General features: G+C 46.3%; 16 protein-coding genes, 1 pseudogene and 1 other annotated feature. Of the genes and pseudogenes, 15 read left to right on the forward strand and 2 right to left on the reverse strand.

The window, feature by feature from the left end:
- The first annotated feature begins 358 nt into the window (after positions 1–358).
- The 9 genes from B5G33_RS22100 to B5G33_RS18180 all read left to right on the forward strand — a co-directional run bounded on the left by B5G33_RS22100 (position 359) and on the right by B5G33_RS18180 (position 7,401).
- Positions 359–781: an MATE family efflux transporter gene (locus B5G33_RS22100; RefSeq protein WP_242971393.1), complete on the forward strand. Its 423-nt coding sequence runs from the start codon at positions 359–361 to the stop codon at positions 779–781.
- Positions 782–855: 74 nt separating this feature from the next.
- On the forward strand, positions 856–1,209 hold the full coding sequence (locus tag B5G33_RS22105; RefSeq protein ID WP_442856357.1) for a hypothetical protein: 354 nt from the start codon (positions 856–858) through the stop codon (positions 1,207–1,209).
- 51 nt (positions 1,210–1,260) lie between these two features.
- Positions 1,261–1,659: an MATE family efflux transporter gene (locus B5G33_RS22110; RefSeq protein WP_242974765.1), complete on the forward strand. Its 399-nt coding sequence runs from the start codon at positions 1,261–1,263 to the stop codon at positions 1,657–1,659.
- 181 nt (positions 1,660–1,840) lie between these two features.
- Positions 1,841–2,677, forward strand: a complete 837-nt coding sequence (locus tag B5G33_RS18160) for an SDR family oxidoreductase (RefSeq protein WP_087418647.1) — start codon at positions 1,841–1,843, stop codon at positions 2,675–2,677.
- Positions 2,678–2,778: 101 nt separating this feature from the next.
- A complete protein-coding gene (locus tag B5G33_RS18165; protein WP_087418648.1) occupies positions 2,779–3,381 on the forward strand; it encodes a hypothetical protein in 603 nt (200 codons plus the stop codon).
- Positions 3,382–3,416: 35 nt separating this feature from the next.
- Positions 3,417–4,289 carry a LysR family transcriptional regulator gene (locus tag B5G33_RS18170; protein ID WP_242974763.1) on the forward strand — a complete coding sequence of 291 codons (873 nt, stop codon included), beginning with the start codon at positions 3,417–3,419 and terminating at the stop codon, positions 4,287–4,289.
- 76 nt (positions 4,290–4,365) lie between these two features.
- Positions 4,366–5,451: an AAA family ATPase gene (locus B5G33_RS22480; RefSeq protein ID WP_330396742.1), complete on the forward strand. Its 1,086-nt coding sequence runs from the start codon at positions 4,366–4,368 to the stop codon at positions 5,449–5,451.
- On the forward strand, positions 5,448–6,092 hold the full coding sequence (locus B5G33_RS22485) for a PD-(D/E)XK nuclease domain-containing protein (protein ID WP_330396743.1): 645 nt from the start codon (positions 5,448–5,450) through the stop codon (positions 6,090–6,092). Before B5G33_RS22480 ends, B5G33_RS22485 begins: the two co-directional genes overlap by 4 nt.
- Complete coding sequence (locus tag B5G33_RS18180; RefSeq protein ID WP_087418649.1) at positions 6,067–7,401, forward strand: D-serine ammonia-lyase; 1,335 nt, start codon at positions 6,067–6,069, stop codon at positions 7,399–7,401. The genes B5G33_RS22485 and B5G33_RS18180 overlap by 26 nt, the downstream gene beginning before the upstream one ends.
- A gap of 24 nt (positions 7,402–7,425) precedes the next feature.
- On the opposite strand, the gene B5G33_RS18185 is transcribed toward B5G33_RS18180, so the two are convergent.
- On the reverse strand, positions 7,426–9,114 hold the full coding sequence (locus B5G33_RS18185) for a carbon starvation CstA family protein (protein WP_087418650.1): 1,689 nt from the start codon (positions 9,112–9,114) through the stop codon (positions 7,426–7,428).
- A gap of 141 nt (positions 9,115–9,255) precedes the next feature.
- Positions 9,256–9,514, reverse strand: a binding site (T-box leader).
- A 78-nt stretch (positions 9,515–9,592) separates the two neighbouring features.
- Complete coding sequence (locus B5G33_RS18190; protein WP_087418651.1) at positions 9,593–10,822, reverse strand: MFS transporter; 1,230 nt, start codon at positions 10,820–10,822, stop codon at positions 9,593–9,595.
- A 229-nt stretch (positions 10,823–11,051) separates the two neighbouring features.
- On the opposite strand from B5G33_RS18190, the gene B5G33_RS18195 reads away from it, so the two are divergent.
- The 6 genes and pseudogenes from B5G33_RS18195 to B5G33_RS18215 all read left to right on the forward strand — a co-directional run bounded on the left by B5G33_RS18195 (position 11,052) and on the right by B5G33_RS18215 (position 18,362).
- Positions 11,052–13,151: a sodium-translocating pyrophosphatase gene (locus tag B5G33_RS18195; protein WP_087418652.1), complete on the forward strand. Its 2,100-nt coding sequence runs from the start codon at positions 11,052–11,054 to the stop codon at positions 13,149–13,151.
- Between the two features lie 166 nt (positions 13,152–13,317).
- Positions 13,318–14,598, forward strand: a pseudogene (locus tag B5G33_RS22665) (GNAT family N-acetyltransferase); the annotation flags it as partial.
- A 348-nt stretch (positions 14,599–14,946) separates the two neighbouring features.
- Positions 14,947–15,297 (forward strand): sterol carrier protein domain-containing protein, encoded by a 351-nt coding sequence (locus B5G33_RS22795; protein WP_442856623.1) that lies wholly within the window; start codon positions 14,947–14,949, stop codon positions 15,295–15,297.
- Positions 15,298–15,411: 114 nt separating this feature from the next.
- A complete protein-coding gene (locus tag B5G33_RS18205) occupies positions 15,412–16,437 on the forward strand; it encodes an ABC transporter substrate-binding protein (protein ID WP_087274595.1) in 1,026 nt (341 codons plus the stop codon).
- A gap of 183 nt (positions 16,438–16,620) precedes the next feature.
- Positions 16,621–17,559 (forward strand): ABC transporter permease, encoded by a 939-nt coding sequence (locus B5G33_RS18210; protein ID WP_087274672.1) that lies wholly within the window; start codon positions 16,621–16,623, stop codon positions 17,557–17,559.
- An 8-nt stretch (positions 17,560–17,567) separates the two neighbouring features.
- On the forward strand, positions 17,568–18,362 hold the full coding sequence (locus B5G33_RS18215; RefSeq protein WP_191386038.1) for an ABC transporter ATP-binding protein: 795 nt from the start codon (positions 17,568–17,570) through the stop codon (positions 18,360–18,362).
- Positions 18,363–18,406: the final 44 nt, after the last annotated feature.

An 18,406-nucleotide genomic window follows, 5' to 3' on the forward strand; every position in this document is an offset into this window, starting at 1 on the left:
AGATACCTCTTGTGTTTTTAGATTTTACCAACTCGCCAGGTCAGTAATAATCTAAATTTACTTGAGGTATTTTCTTTGGTCAACTCCTTGATTTAAAGTATACAGGAAGCTTTCTACTTTTCTGCAGAGGAACTAAGTACACTGGAACATTAAAATCCAATGAAAAAAGTGGAACAAAACCAGTAATGGTCTTATCCCACTTCAACAATCTTATTGATTGCAAGTCCTCTGACAAGCGCTTTTTATTGTAACACCAGTGATTTTCAAAGTCAACGGAATTTATGCTTCTACATACTTGACTGTCAAGCAACTATACAGTGTATACTGGTTTCACATGACTTTACCAGGAGGGATTATTATGAATTCACGAAGCAAACAGATTTTATATTACATACTTCCATCGGCAGGCGGACTGTGCGTTACCTATCTGTATAATATTGTGGACGGGATTTTCGTAGGACAGGGAGTGGGAGCCCTGGCTCTGGCTGCAGTTAATATTACAGTACCCTTTATCACTGCATTAGTAGCCATTTCTACTTTATTCGCCATGGGAGGTTCGACGGTGATTGCCATCCGTCTGGGCCGGGGAGATAAGAAAGGGGCGAACGATGCGTTTATGACTGCCCTGGTGCTGACTTTCCTGCTTTCTATCCTGCTTTTGATCATAGGAATGACGTTTTCGGAGCAGATTGCACGATTGTGCGGAAGCAGCGAAAGGGTACTTCCTCTGGCAAAAGAGTATTTATTTTTTACACGGCATTTGCAATTCCTTTCCTTCTGAGTAACTGTCTTGCCATTTTTGTCCGCAATGACGGCGCTCCGGGCCTGGCATTTGGGGGAATGTGCGCAGGGGCTGTGGCAAATATTTTTTTGGACTGGCTTTTTATTTTCCCTATGAAGATGGGGATCATGGGAGCAGCAGTCGCCTCCGGACTGGGCCAGGTCCTTTCTTTTGTAATCCTGATCAGTCACTTTATCCGGAAAAAAGGAGACCTGCGAATCGGTAAATTTACACATTCCTTTGCATTAGTTAAAAAAATATGCAACCGTGGTGTGCCAGAGTGCTTTTCCCAGTTGAATACGCCTGTCACTGCATTCTGCTATAACTGGGTACTGGCTGGTACGCTGGGGGATATGGGTGTGGCGACTTTCAGTGTACTGAGTTTTATCTATTCTCTGGCAAATGGGGTTCTATCCGGCGTGGCCTAGGGACTTCAGCCTTTATGGGGGCAGGCTTTTGGTAAAAATGACAAAGAGGAGCTGAAAACAGATTTCCGGACAGGAATGAAGATTAATCTGGGGGCATCTGTGGTGATTTACGGGATTCTTGCTCTCTTCCGTATTCCGGTTGTGAGACTCTTCAACAGTGAACCTGAGCTGGTAGAGATGGCCTCCGGTGCGCTGCCGATATTTGCTATATCCTTTGTGTTTATGGCAGTGAATCTGATCTTTACCGCTTACTATTATTCAACGAAACAGACATGGAAATCCAATATTATCGCTGTAAGCAGGGGAATCCTTGTTAAGGCCGCAGCCATATTCCTGGTACTGGTTCTGCTGGGAGAAACATGGGTGTGGGCCTCTGCAGCAGCGGCAGAAGGGATTACTCTGGTCATTATTTTTATCATTAGAACCCATGAATACTGCTCTCGGAAATGAGAGTATTGTCTATGGTTTAGGGTAAAAAGCCATTCTTAAAGACTGTAATGGTTCAGATAAGTTTTACTTATCTATAACGCCGGAAAATGAAATTGATAAATTGGTAAATGAGCATAAAATAGAAGCTGGTACAGAGGAGAACATATTATCTGAAAGTATTTTGAGACAGGAGAGGATCATCATGAAAAAAGAGGTAATGATTTTAACAGGAGCAGGTCAGATCGGTATGGCTATTGCAAGGAGAATGGGACATGGAATGAAAATCCTTATCGGAGACAAGAAGCCGGAGAATGCCCAGACTATTGCAAAGATCATGAAGGATGCAGGATTTGATACAGAGGCTATGGAAATGGACCTTTCTTCCAGAGAGTCCATTAAAAAACTTATAGAAAGGGCTCAGGAATATGGAGAAATTGCCATGCTGGTAAATGCTGCCGGAGTCTCTCCCAGCCAGGCTCCTGTGGAAGCCATTTTGAAGGTGGATTTGTACGGTACTGCTGTGCTGCTGGAAGAAGCGGGAAGGGTAATCAAAGAAGGGGGCGTGGGCGTGACCATTTCCAGTCAGTCTGGACATCGGATGCCTGCCCTTACACCTGAAGAAGATGAGCTGCTGGCCTGTACCCCAACAGAAGAACTGCTGGACCTGGCAGTTCTTCAGCCGGAAAATATCCGGGATACTCTTCATGCTTATCAGCTGGCAAAGAGATGTAATGAGAAACGTGTGATGGCAGAATCTGTAAAATGGGGAGAAAAGGGCGCAAGGATAAATTCCATTTCTCCGGGAATTATAGTGACGCCTCTTGCTATAGATGAGTTTAACGGCCCAAGAGGAGATTTCTACAAAAATATGTTTGCCAAATGCCCGGCAGGACGTCCCGGAACTGCAGATGAAGTGGCAAATGTGGCAGAGCTGCTTATGAGTGAAAAAGGAGCCTTTATTACAGGAGCGGATTTCCTCATCGACGGCGGAGCCACGGCGTCTTACTTTTACGGGCCATTAAAGCCAGAAAAATCATGAGAGAAAGGAACTTGGGAAAGAAAGAGTTTTCTGTGACAACTGTCTGAGAATATGATAAAATATGAAAAGTATATTTTTAATATTCTTGAAAGGACAGCTGCATGAAGAAAGAACTTCAATATTTTAAAATAGAAGAGGTCTGGGGAGGCAGTCAGGAATGGTTTTCAGACCGGATGATGCGCCTGGGAGGATGTGCAGCTGTCACAGCATGTGACAGCTGTATTTTCTTTGACTTGTACAAAGGAACAGACCTGTATCCTTTTGACAGGCAGAAAATCACAAAAACAGAATATATGCAATTTGGAATGAAGATGAAACCTTATCTCCGTCCCAGGTGGTCCGGTATTGACACCTTAGATATTTATATGGAAGGATATGGCCAATTTTTGGCAGACCAGGGCTGCAGAGACATCCAAATGGAGCCTCTGTCCGGAGAAGAACCTGTGGAGATAGCAGAGAAGGCGGTTATAGGGCAGATCGACAAGGGATTCCCTATGCCCTGCCTCACCCTCCGTCACAGAAATCCAGACTATGATATGTTTGAATGGCATTGGTTTCTCCTTGTGGGATATGAAAAACAGGCAGATAAATGTATGGTAAAGATCGTAACTTATGGGAAATATTTCTGGGTTGACCTGAAAGGCCTGTGGGATACAGGACACAGGAGAAAAGGGGGACTTGTTCTTTATCATGAAAAGATATAGGGGAAAGGACAGGTGATTTTTTGCTGTTCAGACAGATGAAATATTTTATTTCCGTGGTGGAATGCAACAGCTTTACAGAGGCGGCGGAGCAGTGCTACATTTCCCAGTCAGCCATTTCTCAGCAGATACGGTCTCTGGAGAAGGAACTGGGAGTAGAGCTGATACACAGAGAAAACCGAAGGTTTACCCTTACTCCAGCGGGAGAATATTTTTATGAACAAAGTAAGGGAATCCTGAATGAAGTAGAGGATATCCTCAGAGAAACTTTCCGCATAGGGAAGGATAAGGAGATGGAGCTTAAGATCGGATATCTGCGGTGCTACAGCGGCCAGGAGCTTCATCAGGCAGTGGCAGAATTTTCCAGGCTTTATCCGGAGGTTTCCATTCATATCGTAAATGGGACCCATGAGGAACTCTATGACCTTCTCCGCTTTGGCGGGGCCGACCTGGTCCTTACAGATCAGAGGAGAGCTTTTTCCGATAAATATGCCAATTTTCAGCTTTTGAAATGCAGCTGCTATGCGGAACTTTCTGTCCGCAGTCCTTTGGCGGAACAGGAATCGGTCACTATGGAAGAACTGAAGCGCCAGGCCTGTATCCTGATATCTTCCAGAGAACAGCAGAATATAGAAGAAGATTATTATAAAAATACCCTGGGCTTTGGAGGACGTTTTTTATTTGCGGAAAATCTGGAGGAGGGCCGTTTGATGGTGGCAGGAAACCGGGGATTTCTGCCTGTTGAAAGGGTAGGGACTCTTCCTCCCTGCGGAACAGGCGTAAAACGGCTGCCTGTCATGGAGCAAGGACAACAGTTAAAGCGGAACTACTGCCTTTTCTGGGTGAAGGAGAATGCCAGTTATTACATTGAAGAGTTTGCTGAGATATTGAGAAAACTTTTGAAAGAGTAAAGTATTTGTCTGGGGAAAATTTGTCTGTAAGGAAATTCCTATATGTGTTATGATTAGCATAGAAAGGAGGAGTAGTATGCTGAAACAGTTGAAGATTCCGGTAGGCGTGTCTGATTTTAGAAAAATCCGGGAAAACGGCTATTACTATATGGATAAAAGTGGTCTGATAGAAGAACTGCTGAAAACAGACGCAACAGAAGTAACACTGATTACCCGTCCCAGACGTTTCGGGAAAACTTTGGGAATGAGTATGCTGGACAATTTTTTGGATATACGAAAAGACAGCAGATATTTATTTTCTGGCCTAAAGATTTCTCAGAATCAGGAACTATGCCGGAAATGGATGAATCAGTGGCCTACTTTGTTTCTCTCTTTTAAAGATGTAGACGGAAGTACTTTTGAAAATGCTATGGGGCTGCTGAAATTTACTCTTTCTCAGATTTGCATAGAGCATCAGTATCTGGAAGAGAGCAGCAGGGTAAACCCTGCATACAAACAGATTTTTACCAGATTAAAGGAACAGACAGGGACTTTTACAGATGTGCAGAGCTCCCTTCTTGTCCTTATGAGAATGATGAAGGAATATTATAAAAAACCAGTGATACTCCTTCTGGACGAGTATGATGTACCTATGGCAAAGGCCAGCAGCAATGGATATTATGAAAAGATGCTGGAAGTGATCAAGACAATGATGAGTACGGCATTGAAGGACAATGAGTCTTTGAGATTTGCCGTGGTCACGGGATGCCTTCGCATTGCAAAGGAAAGTATTTTTACGGGAACGAATAACTTTACAACAGATACGATTTCAGATATACGTTATGACGAGTTTTTTGGATTTACTAGACCGGAGGTTGCTGAATTTTTAAAAGAAGCCGGATGCCAGGACTGTCAGGAAACAGTCCGCAAATGGTATGACGGCTATATATTCGGAAATATAGAAATCTACTGTCCCTGGGATGTGCTGAATTATGTGCAGAGGGTTCTTACAGAGGGTGTGAAAAAACCGGAAAATTTTTGGGAGCATACCAGTGACAATAAAATCATAGAATTGTTCCTGAAACGCAGGGATTTTGATGTGACAGAAAAATTTGAAAAGCTGCTGAACGGCGAAGCCATCCGGGAATCTGTCAATGAAAATGTGAGCTATGACTTTTTTTGACTTCTACAGAAGAAAATCTCTGGAGCCTGCTGTATCTTACCGGCTATCTTACCAAGGTGAAAGAGGAAACACAGGAAGAGCTGCCCCAGGAAAGAAATAAAATCACCTTAAAGATTCCCAATGCGGAAATCCAGGATATTTTTAGAAAAAGCGTGCTGAACTGGCTGCAGGAAAAAAATATGTATAGTGACAGAAAAGAACTTTTCGAAGCATTGTGGAAAGGGGATTCAGAAAAGCTGACAGAGCTTATCTCGGATTTACTTTTTGATACCATAAGCTATCATGACTATGCAGAAAGCTTTTACCATGCCTTTCTGGCAGGCTTATTTTCCGGGGCTGGTTATGTAGTAGAATCCAACCATGAAAGCGGACTGGGCAGACCGGATCTGGTAATAAAGGACAAAGTAAAACGCCGGGCGGCAGTTTTGGAGGTAAAGGTTTCCAGAAAGGAAAGTGAACTGGAGAGAGGATGCGAAAGAGCACTGGTACAGATACAGGAAAGGCAGTATAGAAAAAAGATAGAGGCATCGGGATTTAAAACAGTGCTGTCCTATGGAGTAGCTTTCTTTCAGAAAAGCTGCCGTATTATGTCCCATATTGCCTGGAGGAAAAAGAATGGAAAACTTGGAAATGCAGATTAAGGACAATTCCTTGCTGGAGAAAATAAAAAAGGGAAAAGAAGTCCTGTGGATCAACCCGGGGAAGATTCCTTTCCAGGAAGCCTCTGAGAATCTTCCTCTGACAGAGGAGGACATTGAAGAGGCCAGGAAAAGACTGGAACGGTTTGCACCTCTGCTCATGAAATATTTTCCGGAGACCAGAGAGCGGAATGGACTTATTGAGTCCCCTCTTACGGAAATCCCTTATATGAAAAAGCGGATGGAAGAAAAATACGGGAAAAAGTGCCGCGGCAGACTGTTCCTTAAAGAAGACAACCGTCTGGCTATTGCAGGTTCTGTGAAAGCCAGAGGGGGGATCTACGAGGTGCTGAAGCACACGGAAGATCTGGCCTTAGCCCATGGACTCCTGAAGCCGGGAGAGGGATATGAACATTTGGGTGACCCGGAGAAAAAGAGATTTTTCAAAGACTATACCATTCAGGTGGGATCTACAGGAAATCTGGGACTGAGCATCGGCATTATCAGTGCTGTTCTGGGATATAAGGTGATCATACATATGTCCGCAGATGCAAAACAGTGGAAGAAAGATCTGCTGAGAAGCTATGGGGTAGATGTCCGGGAATATCGGTCAGACTATGGAAAAGCCGTGGAACAGGGAAGAAAGCTTTCCGCCCGGGATGAGAAAAGTTATTTTGTGGATGATGAAAATTCAAAAGATCTGTTTTTAGGATATGCTACTGCGGGAAAAAGAATCGCAGATCAGCTTCAGGAAGCCGGCATAGCCGTGGATCAGGAGCATCCTCTGTTTGTTTATATACCCTGCGGCGTAGGCGGGGCGCCGGGAGGCATCACTTTCGGCCTGAAAGAAATTTACGGAGATCATGTACACTGCTTTTTTGCAGAGCCTGTCCAGGCTCCCTGTATGCTTCTGGGAATGTCTACAGGGCTTCATGACCGGATATCTGTAGAAGATGTGGGCCTTACCGGAAAGACCCAGGCAGACGGACTGGCCGTAGGACGGCCCTCCGCCTTTGTGGGAAAAGTTATGGAGCCTCTTTTAAGCGGAGCTGTAACTGTGGAAGATGAAAAGCTGTACCGCTATATGAAAGACTTGCTGGATACCCAGAATATCTTCCTGGAACCCAGTGCCTGCGCAGGATTTCAGGGTCCTGTGGGAATCTGGGGAAGTCCGGAGTTTGAAGCATATCTGAGAAAAAATCATCTTGAAGACTCCATGGACAGAGCCGTTCATGTCCTGTGGGCAACAGGAGGAATCCTGGTGCCGGAGGAAATCCGCAGGAACTATATGAAAGAGGCTGAAAATTTGTAAATTATACAGGAATCACTTCCAAGATCAGGCAGCTGCCTTTTTCTTCAAAAGTTCCTTTCCGGAGGTCACTACAATAGTCACGCCCAGGATCATCAGAAGCACAGCGATTATAAGCTGGAGGCCTTCTACCATAAATACTCCCGTTCCTGCTGTAAAGGCATTGACCAGAGCGATAAATCTCTGCACCAAAGCAGTAAAGGTTACCACCAGCATGATCACGAAAGGAGGTACCAGAGTCCGCAGTTCCCGGCCTGTGACTTTCAGGAATACGCAGAGGGTGATCAGTACCAGAGCGCTGAGGAGCTGGTTGGCGCTTCCGAAGAGAGGCCAGATATTGGAGTAGCCTACCTGTGTCAGGATATAGCCAAATGCCAGTGTGATCAGAGTGGCAAAATATTTGTTGCACAGGACTTTTCTCCAGCCTTTAGCATGTTCCATGTCATCCACACTGAATAGCTCCTGGAAAGACATACGTCCGATACGTGCCACGGAATCCAGGGTAGTGAAAGCCAGGGCGGATACGCACATGGTCATAAAGCTCTGGGCCACAAATACAGGAATGTGGAACATTTCCAGGAAACCTGCGACTCCTGAGGAGAAGATCTGGAAGGGGGTTCCCACTGCGGCGGTTCCGTCTGCGCTGGCGGCGGCTCCTGCCACGCACAGGGCGATGACAGCCAGAAGACTTTCCAGTACCATGGCGCCGTAGCCTACCTTCAGCATATCCTTTTCATTGGAAATCGTTTTTGAGGAGGTGCCGGAGGATACCAGACTGTGGAATCCGGATACGGCGCCGCAGGCAACGGTCACAAACAGAATGGGGAAAAGAGTTCCCAGGTTTTCATTCTGGAATCCTGTAAAAGCAGGAAGGTTCATGGAAGGATGAGCAAAGATCAGTCCAAGGACCGCCCCTGCGATCATGCCGACAAACATGAAGGTGGACATATAATCTCTTGGCTGCATAAGGAACCACATAGGAAGTACAGCTGCCAGGAAAATATAGATAAAAGCAATATAGATCCACATTTCCTTGCCGAGGATCACAGGAAGGTTCATTCCGCATACAAAAGCCAGTACCGTAAAGACCAGCCCCAGGACCACTTCTTTCCAGCCGGTAAACTTCATCTTTTTCTGTACCAGTCCGAAGACTGCGGCAAAGAGGATGAAGAACAGGGAAATACTTCCGGCAGCGCCGTTTACAGTGGCGTTTTCAGAGAGAGTCTGCACGCCGTCTGTTACCACGTAGGCGTTGAATGTATCTGCCACCATATCTGCAAAGGCAGCCATAACGATGAGGGTAAACAGCCAGCAGAATCCCAGGAACAGTTTACGGCCCGTCTTGCCTATGTATTTCTCAATGAGAAGTCCCATGGATTTTCCATCGTTTTTTACACTGGCGTAAAGGGCCCCGAAGTCTGTGACAGCCCCGAAGAAGATACCGCCCAGGATGATCCACAGAAGGACCGGCAGCCAGCCGAAGGCAGCGGCCTGGATAGCTCCCGTAACAGGGCCTGCTCCTGCGATGGAAGAAAACTGGTGGGCAAATACGGTCCAGCCGTCTGTAGGCACATAGTCCTGTCCGTCATTATGAAGGACAGCCGGAGTCTTTGCTTTGGGGTCGATGCCCCATTTTTTCGCCAGCCAGCGTCCATATAAAGCATAAGCTGCGATCAGACATACGGCGGCGATGAGTACGATTACAAGTGTGTTCATAATTTCATGTCTCCTTTGCTTATTTTCTGATCCAAGCCAAATAGCGTCCCAGGCGCTGTCCATCTGCCTGAAAGTTCCTGTACAGGAAGCCTGGCCTATTGCCTGCAGAAATAAAAAAACGCCTCCTGACAGATTGCTCTGTCAGAAGACGAATGATATAATCTCCGCGTTACCACTTCTAATTACCGGATATACCGGTCTCTCAGTCCCGTCGTTCAGTTTCTGCTGAATTAACAGGTTTCCCTATAACGGAGGAATTCCGGTCCGGGTTACTGATTTCACGTTCACCCTGACTGCTCACAGGTGATAGTCGCCCTGGCTATGCTGTCTCCTCACACCGCCCGGAGACTCTCTGAAAACATAACTGCCTGGGAAGTCTTGTCCTGTTCTTCGCATTGGCTTTTCTCAATTCGCTATCATTATATCTCAAAAAAGCAGAATGTCAACAGGAAAATTTTATCAGATTTTTATGATTTTTTTAGATTTTGTCTGCTTTTATAAAGATCAGAAATCCGATAAGAAACATTACCGAAAGTGCGCCCACGCCCAGATTCACGCTTCCGGAGATCTGGCTTACCAGGGATACCAGCATGGTTCCCATAAAGGATGCCCCTTTGCCGCAGATATCGTAAATACCGAAATATTCCCCGGATTTGTCTTCCGGGATGATCTGGGCAAAGTAGGAGCGGGACAGAGACTGGATAGCTCCCTGGAAAATTCCCACGCATACGGCCAGGATCCAGAACTGATACTGTTTGGAGAGAATGATCCCATAAAGAGAAATACAGAAATAGGCTCCGATACAGATCAGGATCAGCCTGGAGGCCGGAGCTTTTCTGGACAGTCTTCCAAAGGTCAGTGCTGCGGGAAAAGCCACGATCTGGGTCAGCAAAAGAGCCAGAAGGAGTCCTGTGGTATCCAGGCCGAGAGCGGTTCCATAGGCGGTGGCCATATCGATAATGGTGTAAACCCCGTCAATAAAGAAGAAAAAGGCAATCAGGAAAAAGAGGATTTTCTTTTTCTCTTTCAGCTCAGAAAAAATCCTGGCCAGACGTTTCAGACCTGAGGAGACAGGACTTTTGGTCACAGGGGTAAAGTTTTTCTGCCTGTAAGAGGTAGTCAGAGGCAGGGCCATACACACCCACCAGATGGCGGTGAGAAGAAAGGCGCCGCCCATAGCCAGCTCCATGGAAATGCCAAGATTTTCATAGAACAATACCAGAAGCAGGCTGATGATAAAAGGTATGCAGCTTCCGATATAGCCCCAGGCATAGCCGTGGGAGGATACCTCGTCCATCCGGTCTTTGTCTGTAATATCCGTAAGCATGGAATCATAGACAACAAGACTCAGGGAATAGGCGGATTTGGCGATGACAAATACCAGCAGGAACCAGAGCCAGGATGAGGTGAATCCCAGGAACACACACCCCAGGGCGCCGATAAGCAGGACGGTCAGGAAGATTTTTTTCTTCCAGCCGGGGAAATCAGAAAATGTTCCCAGCACAGGTCCCAGTATGGCTACAATCACGGTAGATACCGATACGGCGTAGCCCCAGTAAGCCAGATAATCTACGTCGGATACTCCGGCATTTCCTGCCAGATAATTGAAATAGATCGGCATGATGGTAGAAACTAAAAGGGTAAATGCAGAATTTCCCACATCATACAAGATCCATTTTTTCTCTAAAGCATTCAGTTTGAATTTCATAATTTGTTTTCCTCCTTCATAGTAATGGTACTATAGATGGCGGGGGATTTCTATATAAAATATTTCAAATCTATGTAAAAAAATATACCTGTTCTGTAAAGTATCCCAAATATAATGAAAACGATATCGCTGCCTTATTATTTACAGAAAATACTGTTCTTTTCTCAGAATACGAAGTATAATATAAACAAATGGCACATAGTTATAGTATCTTGAAAGGGGGTTTTTTATGGACAACCAATTAGCGTTACTTACTTTGTTCGGTTCTATCCTGGCCCTGGCTTTTGGGGCCAGCCGGGCAGCGAGAGTGCTGAAATTTCCCCAGGGAAATGAGCAGATGCAGAAAATATCATCTTCTATTCACCATGGGGCGATGGCTTACCTCAGGAGGCAGTACCGGATACTGATCTGCTTTTTCGCAGGTATGTTCGTCATACTTTTTGCTATGGCGGCTTTTGGCTATCTTACCTGGTTTGTGCCTTTTGCCTTTATTACCGGGGGATTCTTCTCCGGTCTTTCCGGCTTTGTGGGAATGCAGATTGCTACCAGAGCCAATGCCCGGACAGCGGCTGCCTGCCAGCAGGGGCTGAACAAAGGACTGAACGTAGCTTTTTCCGCAGGATCTGTCATGGGGTTTACAGTGGTGGGACTGGGACTTCTGGATATTTCCATCTGGTACCTTCTGCTCCGCCTGGTTTTTAAACTTCCCATAGAGGATATTACCAGCACCATGCTCACCTTCGGAATGGGCGCTTCCAGTATGGCTCTTTTCGCCCGTGTGGGAGGAGGGATTTACACCAAAGCAGCCGATGTAGGAGCGGACCTGGTAGGAAAAGTGGAGGCTGGGATCCCTGAGGATGACCCTAGAAATCCTGCGGTAATCGCAGACAATGTAGGAGATAACGTAGGAGATGTGGCTGGAATGGGTGCAGATCTTTATGAGTCCTATGTAGGCTCCATTCTTTCTGCCTGTGCCCTGGGAGTTATCGCTTTCAATAAAATCGAGTCTGTGGATCGTGTAAACGCAGTGGTAATTTCTATGGTCCTGGCGGCAGTGGGAGTTCTGGCTTCTATCATCGGAAGCCTTCTGGTGAAGACCGGAGAAAGTACTAAGCAGAGCACTCTTCTCGGAGCCCTGCGGAGAGGGACCAATACCAGCGCTATTTTAATAGCAGTAGTGGCCTTTCCTTTAGTATGGCTGGTTCTTGGAAGAGAATTTATCGGTTTTTATCTGGCCATTCTGGCTGGCCTTCTGGCAGGAGTCCTGATCGGATTTTTTACAGAATATTTTACCTCAGATACGTATAAGCCTACCCAGAATCTGGCAGATAAATCAGCCACCGGTTCGGCCACCATTATTATCGGAGGGTTGAGTCTGGGTATGCTTTCTACAGCTCTTCCAATTTTGATCGTGGTCATCTGCGTAATGGCAGCCTATGTATGTTCCGGAGGTTTTATCGAAGCTACCAGAGGTTTGTATGGGATTGCCCTTTCTGCAGTTGGGATGTTGTCTACTCTGGGAATTACCCTTGCCACAGATGCCTACGGCCCTATAGCAGACAATGCAGGAGGAATTGCAGAGATGGCAGGACTTGATCCGGAGGTACGGGTAAGGACAGACGCCTTGGATTCTCTGGGAAATACCACAGCCGCCACAGGAAAAGGCTTTGCCATCGGTTCTGCTGCTCTGACAGCTCTGGCCCTGATCGCTTCTTATGTGGAGAAGGTACAGGAAGTAGGAGGGGCATCTGTGGAGCTGGATATGAGTATTATGAATCCTACTGTTCTGTGCGGCATCTTTATCGGGGCCTGCCTGCCCTTTGTCTTTGCGGCCCTTACCATGTCCTCTGTAGGCCGGGCGGCTCAGAGTATCGTAATAGAAGTAAGAAGGCAGTTTAAAGAGATCAAAGGCCTGATGGAAGGAAAGGCAGAGGCGGATTATGAAACCTGTGTGGATATCTGTACCAGGGCCAGTCTTCGGGAAATGATCCTTCCTACTTTGCTGGCTATTGTTACCCCGGTAGTCACCGGCCTGATCCTGGGTTATAACGGGGTCATCGGCCTTTTGGCCGGTTCTACGGCTACAGGCTTTCTCATGGCGGTTTTCATGGCAAATGCCGGGGGCGCCTGGGACAATGCTAAAAAATATATCGAGGGCGGCGCCCACGGAGGAAAAGGAAGCGAGGCGCATAAAGCAGCGGTGGTTGGAGATACGGTGGGAGATCCCTTCAAAGATACCTCAGGACCCTCCATTAACATCCTTATCAAACTTCTATCCATGGTATCCATTGTATTTGCGGCACTGGTAGTACAGTTCCATATATTCTGAGAAAATTTAAGAGGAGCTGCTGCGGCAGCTCCTTGAAAAATGTCCAGAATATGATATACTAATATGGACCAAAATTGGCCAGTTTCGGGCCGGATAAAAGAAAATATAAGGAGACAAAATCGTGAATTTAGAATTTAAGGAAATCACTGTGGAGGACAGTCCTCTGATGATGCCCTATTATAACATGCGTAAAAACAACACCTGTGACAGTGTTTTTCTGGAGAGCTTTATCTGGAAAGAATTTTATAATGTCCGTTATGCAATCTGGGAAAACAGGGCATTGCTGTGGCTTATGGAATACAACGGGAAATGTTTTTCTGCCATGCCTCTCTGTAAAGAGGAGGACCTGCCGGACGCATTCCATGCCATTGAGCAGTATTTTAATGAGGAACTGGGTTATCCTCTTGTGATCAACCTGGCAGATGAGTATGCGGTAAAATATCTGAACCTGCCGGAAGAGAAATACTTTGTAAAAGAGCAGGAGGATTCCAGAGACTACCTGTATCTTGGAGAATCTCTGCGGAAACTCTCAGGAAAGAAACTTCATAAGAAAAAGAACCGGCTGAATGTATTTCTCCGCCAGTATGAGGGAAGATTTGAATACAGGACTCTGGGCTGCGATGACAAAGATGACATGTGGAAATTCCTGGACCGCTGGAGGATCCAGAAAGGCGAGGACCAGGAGGAGCATTTAGACTATGAAGTCCGGGGAATCCACGACATTCTGAGAAACTGCTGTGAGCTGAACATCCACATGGGAGGAATTTATGTAGATGGACAGTTAGAGGCCTTCTCTGTGGGAAGCTACAACAAGATCGAGGATATGGCGGTGATCCATATTGAAAAAGCCAACCCGGAAATCCCGGGACTTTATCAGGCTATTAATCAGATGTTCCTGCTCCATGAATTCCCGGAGGTCCAGTGGGTGAACCGGGAAGACGATATGGGACTGGAGGGACTGAGAAAGGCCAAGATGTCCTATAATCCGGCAGACTTTGCAAGAAAATATCTGGTAGAACAGCTTCTGGACGGACAAAAATCTTATAAATGGGCGGAAGAAATCGAGAATACAGCTTCAGAAAACCTGCCGGAATATCTTCCCCAGGAAGAAAAGAAAGAGACAATTCCTCTCTGGAAATCTTGTTTTCCGGAAGATACAGATGCTTATCTGGACTTTTATTATCAGGAGAAGACCAGGGACAACCGTATTCTGGTGAAAAAAGAAGAAGGAAGGATCGTCTCCATGCTTCACAGAAATCCTTATAAAGTCCATATAGGAGAGAAATCGGGGATGGCCGACTATATCGTGGCAGTTGCCACAGAAGAGAGCCAAAGAGGCAAGGGATATATGAGAGAGGTGCTGACCCGGGCGTTAAGAGACATGAACCTGGAAGGGAGGCCTTTTACTTTCCTGATGCCTGCGGCAGAGGCCATTTACCGTCCTTTTGATTTCCGGTTTATCTGGAAAAGACAGAAGCTGCAGCTGGTCTCTGATGCTAGGGAGAAGCTGGAGCAGATCCTGGTGTCAGAGAGCCGGGAAGATTGTGAGGCTGCCGGAGCATATATGGAACAGTGGCTTTCAAAGAGAAGCCAGGTCTATACCTGCCGTGACGAAGCCTATGTACGCCGAATGAAAAAAGAATTGGAAAGTGAAAAGAGAGAGCTGTATTTCCTCAGGGACAGCAGCGGAGAGATCCAGGGCCTTCAGGCCTTTGCAGAAGACCAGGAGAAAAAACATGTACTTCTGTATGCAGAGGAAAAATGGCATGTCCGGGAAGAAGAAAACCAGGGAATTATGGGAAGGATCACATCTGTAAGAGAGTTTCTCCCTGTTTTTAGCCTTAAGGAATCAGGGGTTCTTACTCTTCGGCTGGAAATAGAGGACAAGCTGATTCCTGAAAACGAAGGAAGCTTTCTCTGGAGCCTGGATGAAAATGGAAGCAGTCTGAGCATGGGCGGAGGCCAGGAGGAGCTGCAGGCAGCCCAGAGGCTGTGGACATTGAAGGCAGATATCGGAGATTTAACTGCCTGGATGTTTGGCTGCGAAGAAGCAGAGACTCTGTGGCCGGATATGCCGGAAGAGATGAGAACAGATTTAGATAAGATCCAGAAGATCCAGGGAATCTGGCTGGACGAGATCGTATAAAAATATATTTCAAGTTGACGAATATAGCCCTGGGGTGTATAATAGCACCATTAGAACTTTTGCGCAGTAAAGCGTAACGGTTTTTCGTGATAAAGCAACAGGGAGGAAATGAAAATGAAGTTGAAGAAAATATTGGCGATCATGATGGCAGCGACCATGGGTATGGCAATGACTGCCTGCGGAGGAAGTTCTGATTCCGGCTCAGAGAGCAGCGGTACAGAGGAAAGCGCGTCTTCTGAGTCATCAGGAAGCGGCGAAACTTATACCATAGGTATCTGCCAGCAGATGGAACACGATGCGCTGGATCAGGCTACCCAGGGATTTATGGATGCCTGTACAGAACTTTTCGGGGAAGGAAATGTAGAATTTGATCAGCAGAATGCTCAGGGCGAGCAGGCTATGTGTTCTACCATTATTAATAACTTTGTATCTGCAGATGTAGATCTGATCCTGGCAAACGCTACGCTGCCTTTACAGACAGCAGCCCAGGCAACGGCAGATATCCCTATCCTGGGAACTTCTATTACAGACTATGCTACAGCTCTTGGCATTGATGACTGGACGGGAGCTACCGGAGTAAATGTTTCCGGAACCAGCGACCTGGCCCCTATTGATCAGCAGGAGGATATGCTGTTAGAACTGCTGCCGGATACCAAGAAAGTAGGAATTCTTTACTGTTCTGCAGAACCTAATTCCCAGTACCAGGCACAGCTTTTTGAGGAAGCTCTGGAAGAAGACGGAATTGAATACGAAGAATATACTGCAGCCGACTCCAATGAAATCCAGACAGTAGTGACCAGCGCCATTGAAACCTGCGATGCGATCTATATTCCTACAGACAATACTATGGCATCCAATACACAGATTGTAAATAACGTATGTATGCCTGCAAAGATTCCTGTAATCGCAGGAGAGCAGGGAATCTGTTCCGGATGTGGAATTGCTACTCTGTCAATCAGCTACTATGATATCGGATACACAGCTGGCGAAATGGCTTATCAGGTTCTGGCAGAAGGCGAGGATATTTCTACTATGGAAATTCAGACTGCTCCGGAAGTAACCAAAATGTATAATCCTACAATTTGTGAAGAATTAGGAATTACCATTCCGGAAGATTACGAAGCTATCGAGACAGAATAATAAATTGTTTTTCATATGCCGCAGCCGGCTAAAGCAGGCAGCAGACTGTCTGAGAACAGACAGGGAGCCGCCGCATTAAACTTTTACATTTTGTTTAATGCGGCGGCCTCTGTTGCTGTATTGAAAAATGTGATAAATTGATAAAACATAAAAATACACTGGAAAGGAATAAATGACATGACTATGACAATGCTGATGGCACTGGACCCGATGGCTCTGGTGCGGTCTCTCCCGGGTAATGCGGCCCAGGGACTTATTTGGGGAATTATGGCTTTGGGGGTATACATCACCTTCCGGATCCTGGATTTTGCAGATCTGACGGTAGATGGTTCACTGGCTACAGGAGGAGCCGTGGCGGTAATGCTGATACAGGGAGGCATGCACCCTGCCCTGTCTCTGATCTTTGCCTTCCTGGCAGGAATGGCCGCAGGCTTTGTAACAGGCTTTCTTCACACAGCCCTGGGAATCCCGGGGATCCTGGCCAGTATTCTGACCCAGATTTCTCTTTATTCTGTAAATCTGGGAATCATGGGAAAGGCCAATCAGAGTATGGGAATCGGACAGAAAGGCCTGGTAGCTTCTGCCCGTTATGTGACATCTGATAATAGTTATCTGTTTTTCATCGGCCTGATCGTGGGATGCCTTGTCCTTGTGGCTATTGTATATTGGCTTTTCGGAACAGAGCTTGGAGCTTCTATCCGTGCCACAGGATGTAATCCTCAGATGGCAAGCGCCCAGGGCATCAATACAAATTTCTGCAAAGTTATCGCCCTGATGATCTCCAACGGCCTGGTAGGTCTGTGCGGAGGCGTATATGCCCAGTATCAGGGAGCAGCAGATGTAAATGCAGGACGTGGCGCTATTGTTATCGGCCTGGCCGCCGTGATCATCAGTGAGGTCATCTTCGGAAAGCTCTGTGCAGGAAAGAAAATTGCCTTTGCCTATACACTGGCATCCGTTTTCGTGGGAGCTATCTTATATTACATTGCCTATGCTCTGGTAATGTGGCTGGGAATCGACTCTGACTACATGAAACTGTTTTCAGCAGTAGTCGTGACCTGTTTCCTGGCGGCACCTTATCTCAAAGGAAAATATCTGGTAAGAAGGAGGATGGCAAAATAATGGGATATATGCTGGAAATCAAAGACCTTCACAAGACCTTTAACATAGGAACAATTAACGAAAAAGTAGCTCTGGACGGAGTAAATCTGAATCTGAATCCCGGGGATTTCGTGACTATTATCGGTGGAAACGGGGCGGGAAAATCTACGACCCTGAACGCCATTGCCGGGGTCTGGCCCATCGACCAGGGAAAAATAATCGTAGACGGAGTGGACATTACCCGGCTGTCGGAACATAAGAGAGCCGTTTATCTGGGAAGAGTTTTCCAGGACCCTATGACAGGAACTGCCTCTACCATGTCCATTGAGGAAAACATGGCTATTGCCGCCAGAAGAGGAGAGCGCAGAGGATTCCGCTGGAGTATTTCCAGAAAAGAGAGAGAGTTCTATAAAGAACAATTAAGAGAACTGGATCTGGGACTGGAGGAGCGTCTTACCACAAAGGTGGGACTGCTTTCCGGAGGACAGAGGCAGGCCATTACCCTGCTGATGGCTTCACTTAAAAAACCAAAGCTTCTTCTTTTGGATGAGCACACAGCGGCTCTTGATCCAAAGACCGCAGCGAAAGTACTGGAGATTTCTGATAAGATCATTCAGGAACACAGTCTTACAGCTATGATGGTAACCCATAATATGAAGGATGCCATTGCCCACGGAAACCGTCTGATCATGATGCACGAAGGGAAAGTGATCTATGATGTAGCGGGAGAAGAGAAGAAGAAATTACATGTATCCGACCTGCTGGCTAAATTTGAAGAAGTCAGCGGCGGAGAATTTGCAAATGACAGAATGATGCTGGCATAATACCATAACATAAGGTGCGGAGTAATCTGTACACATGATTATGA

Origin of the sequence: Blautia sp. An81 (assembly GCF_002161285.1) — a bacterium.
Classification (GTDB): domain Bacteria; phylum Bacillota; class Clostridia; order Lachnospirales; family Lachnospiraceae; genus Blautia; species Blautia ornithocaccae.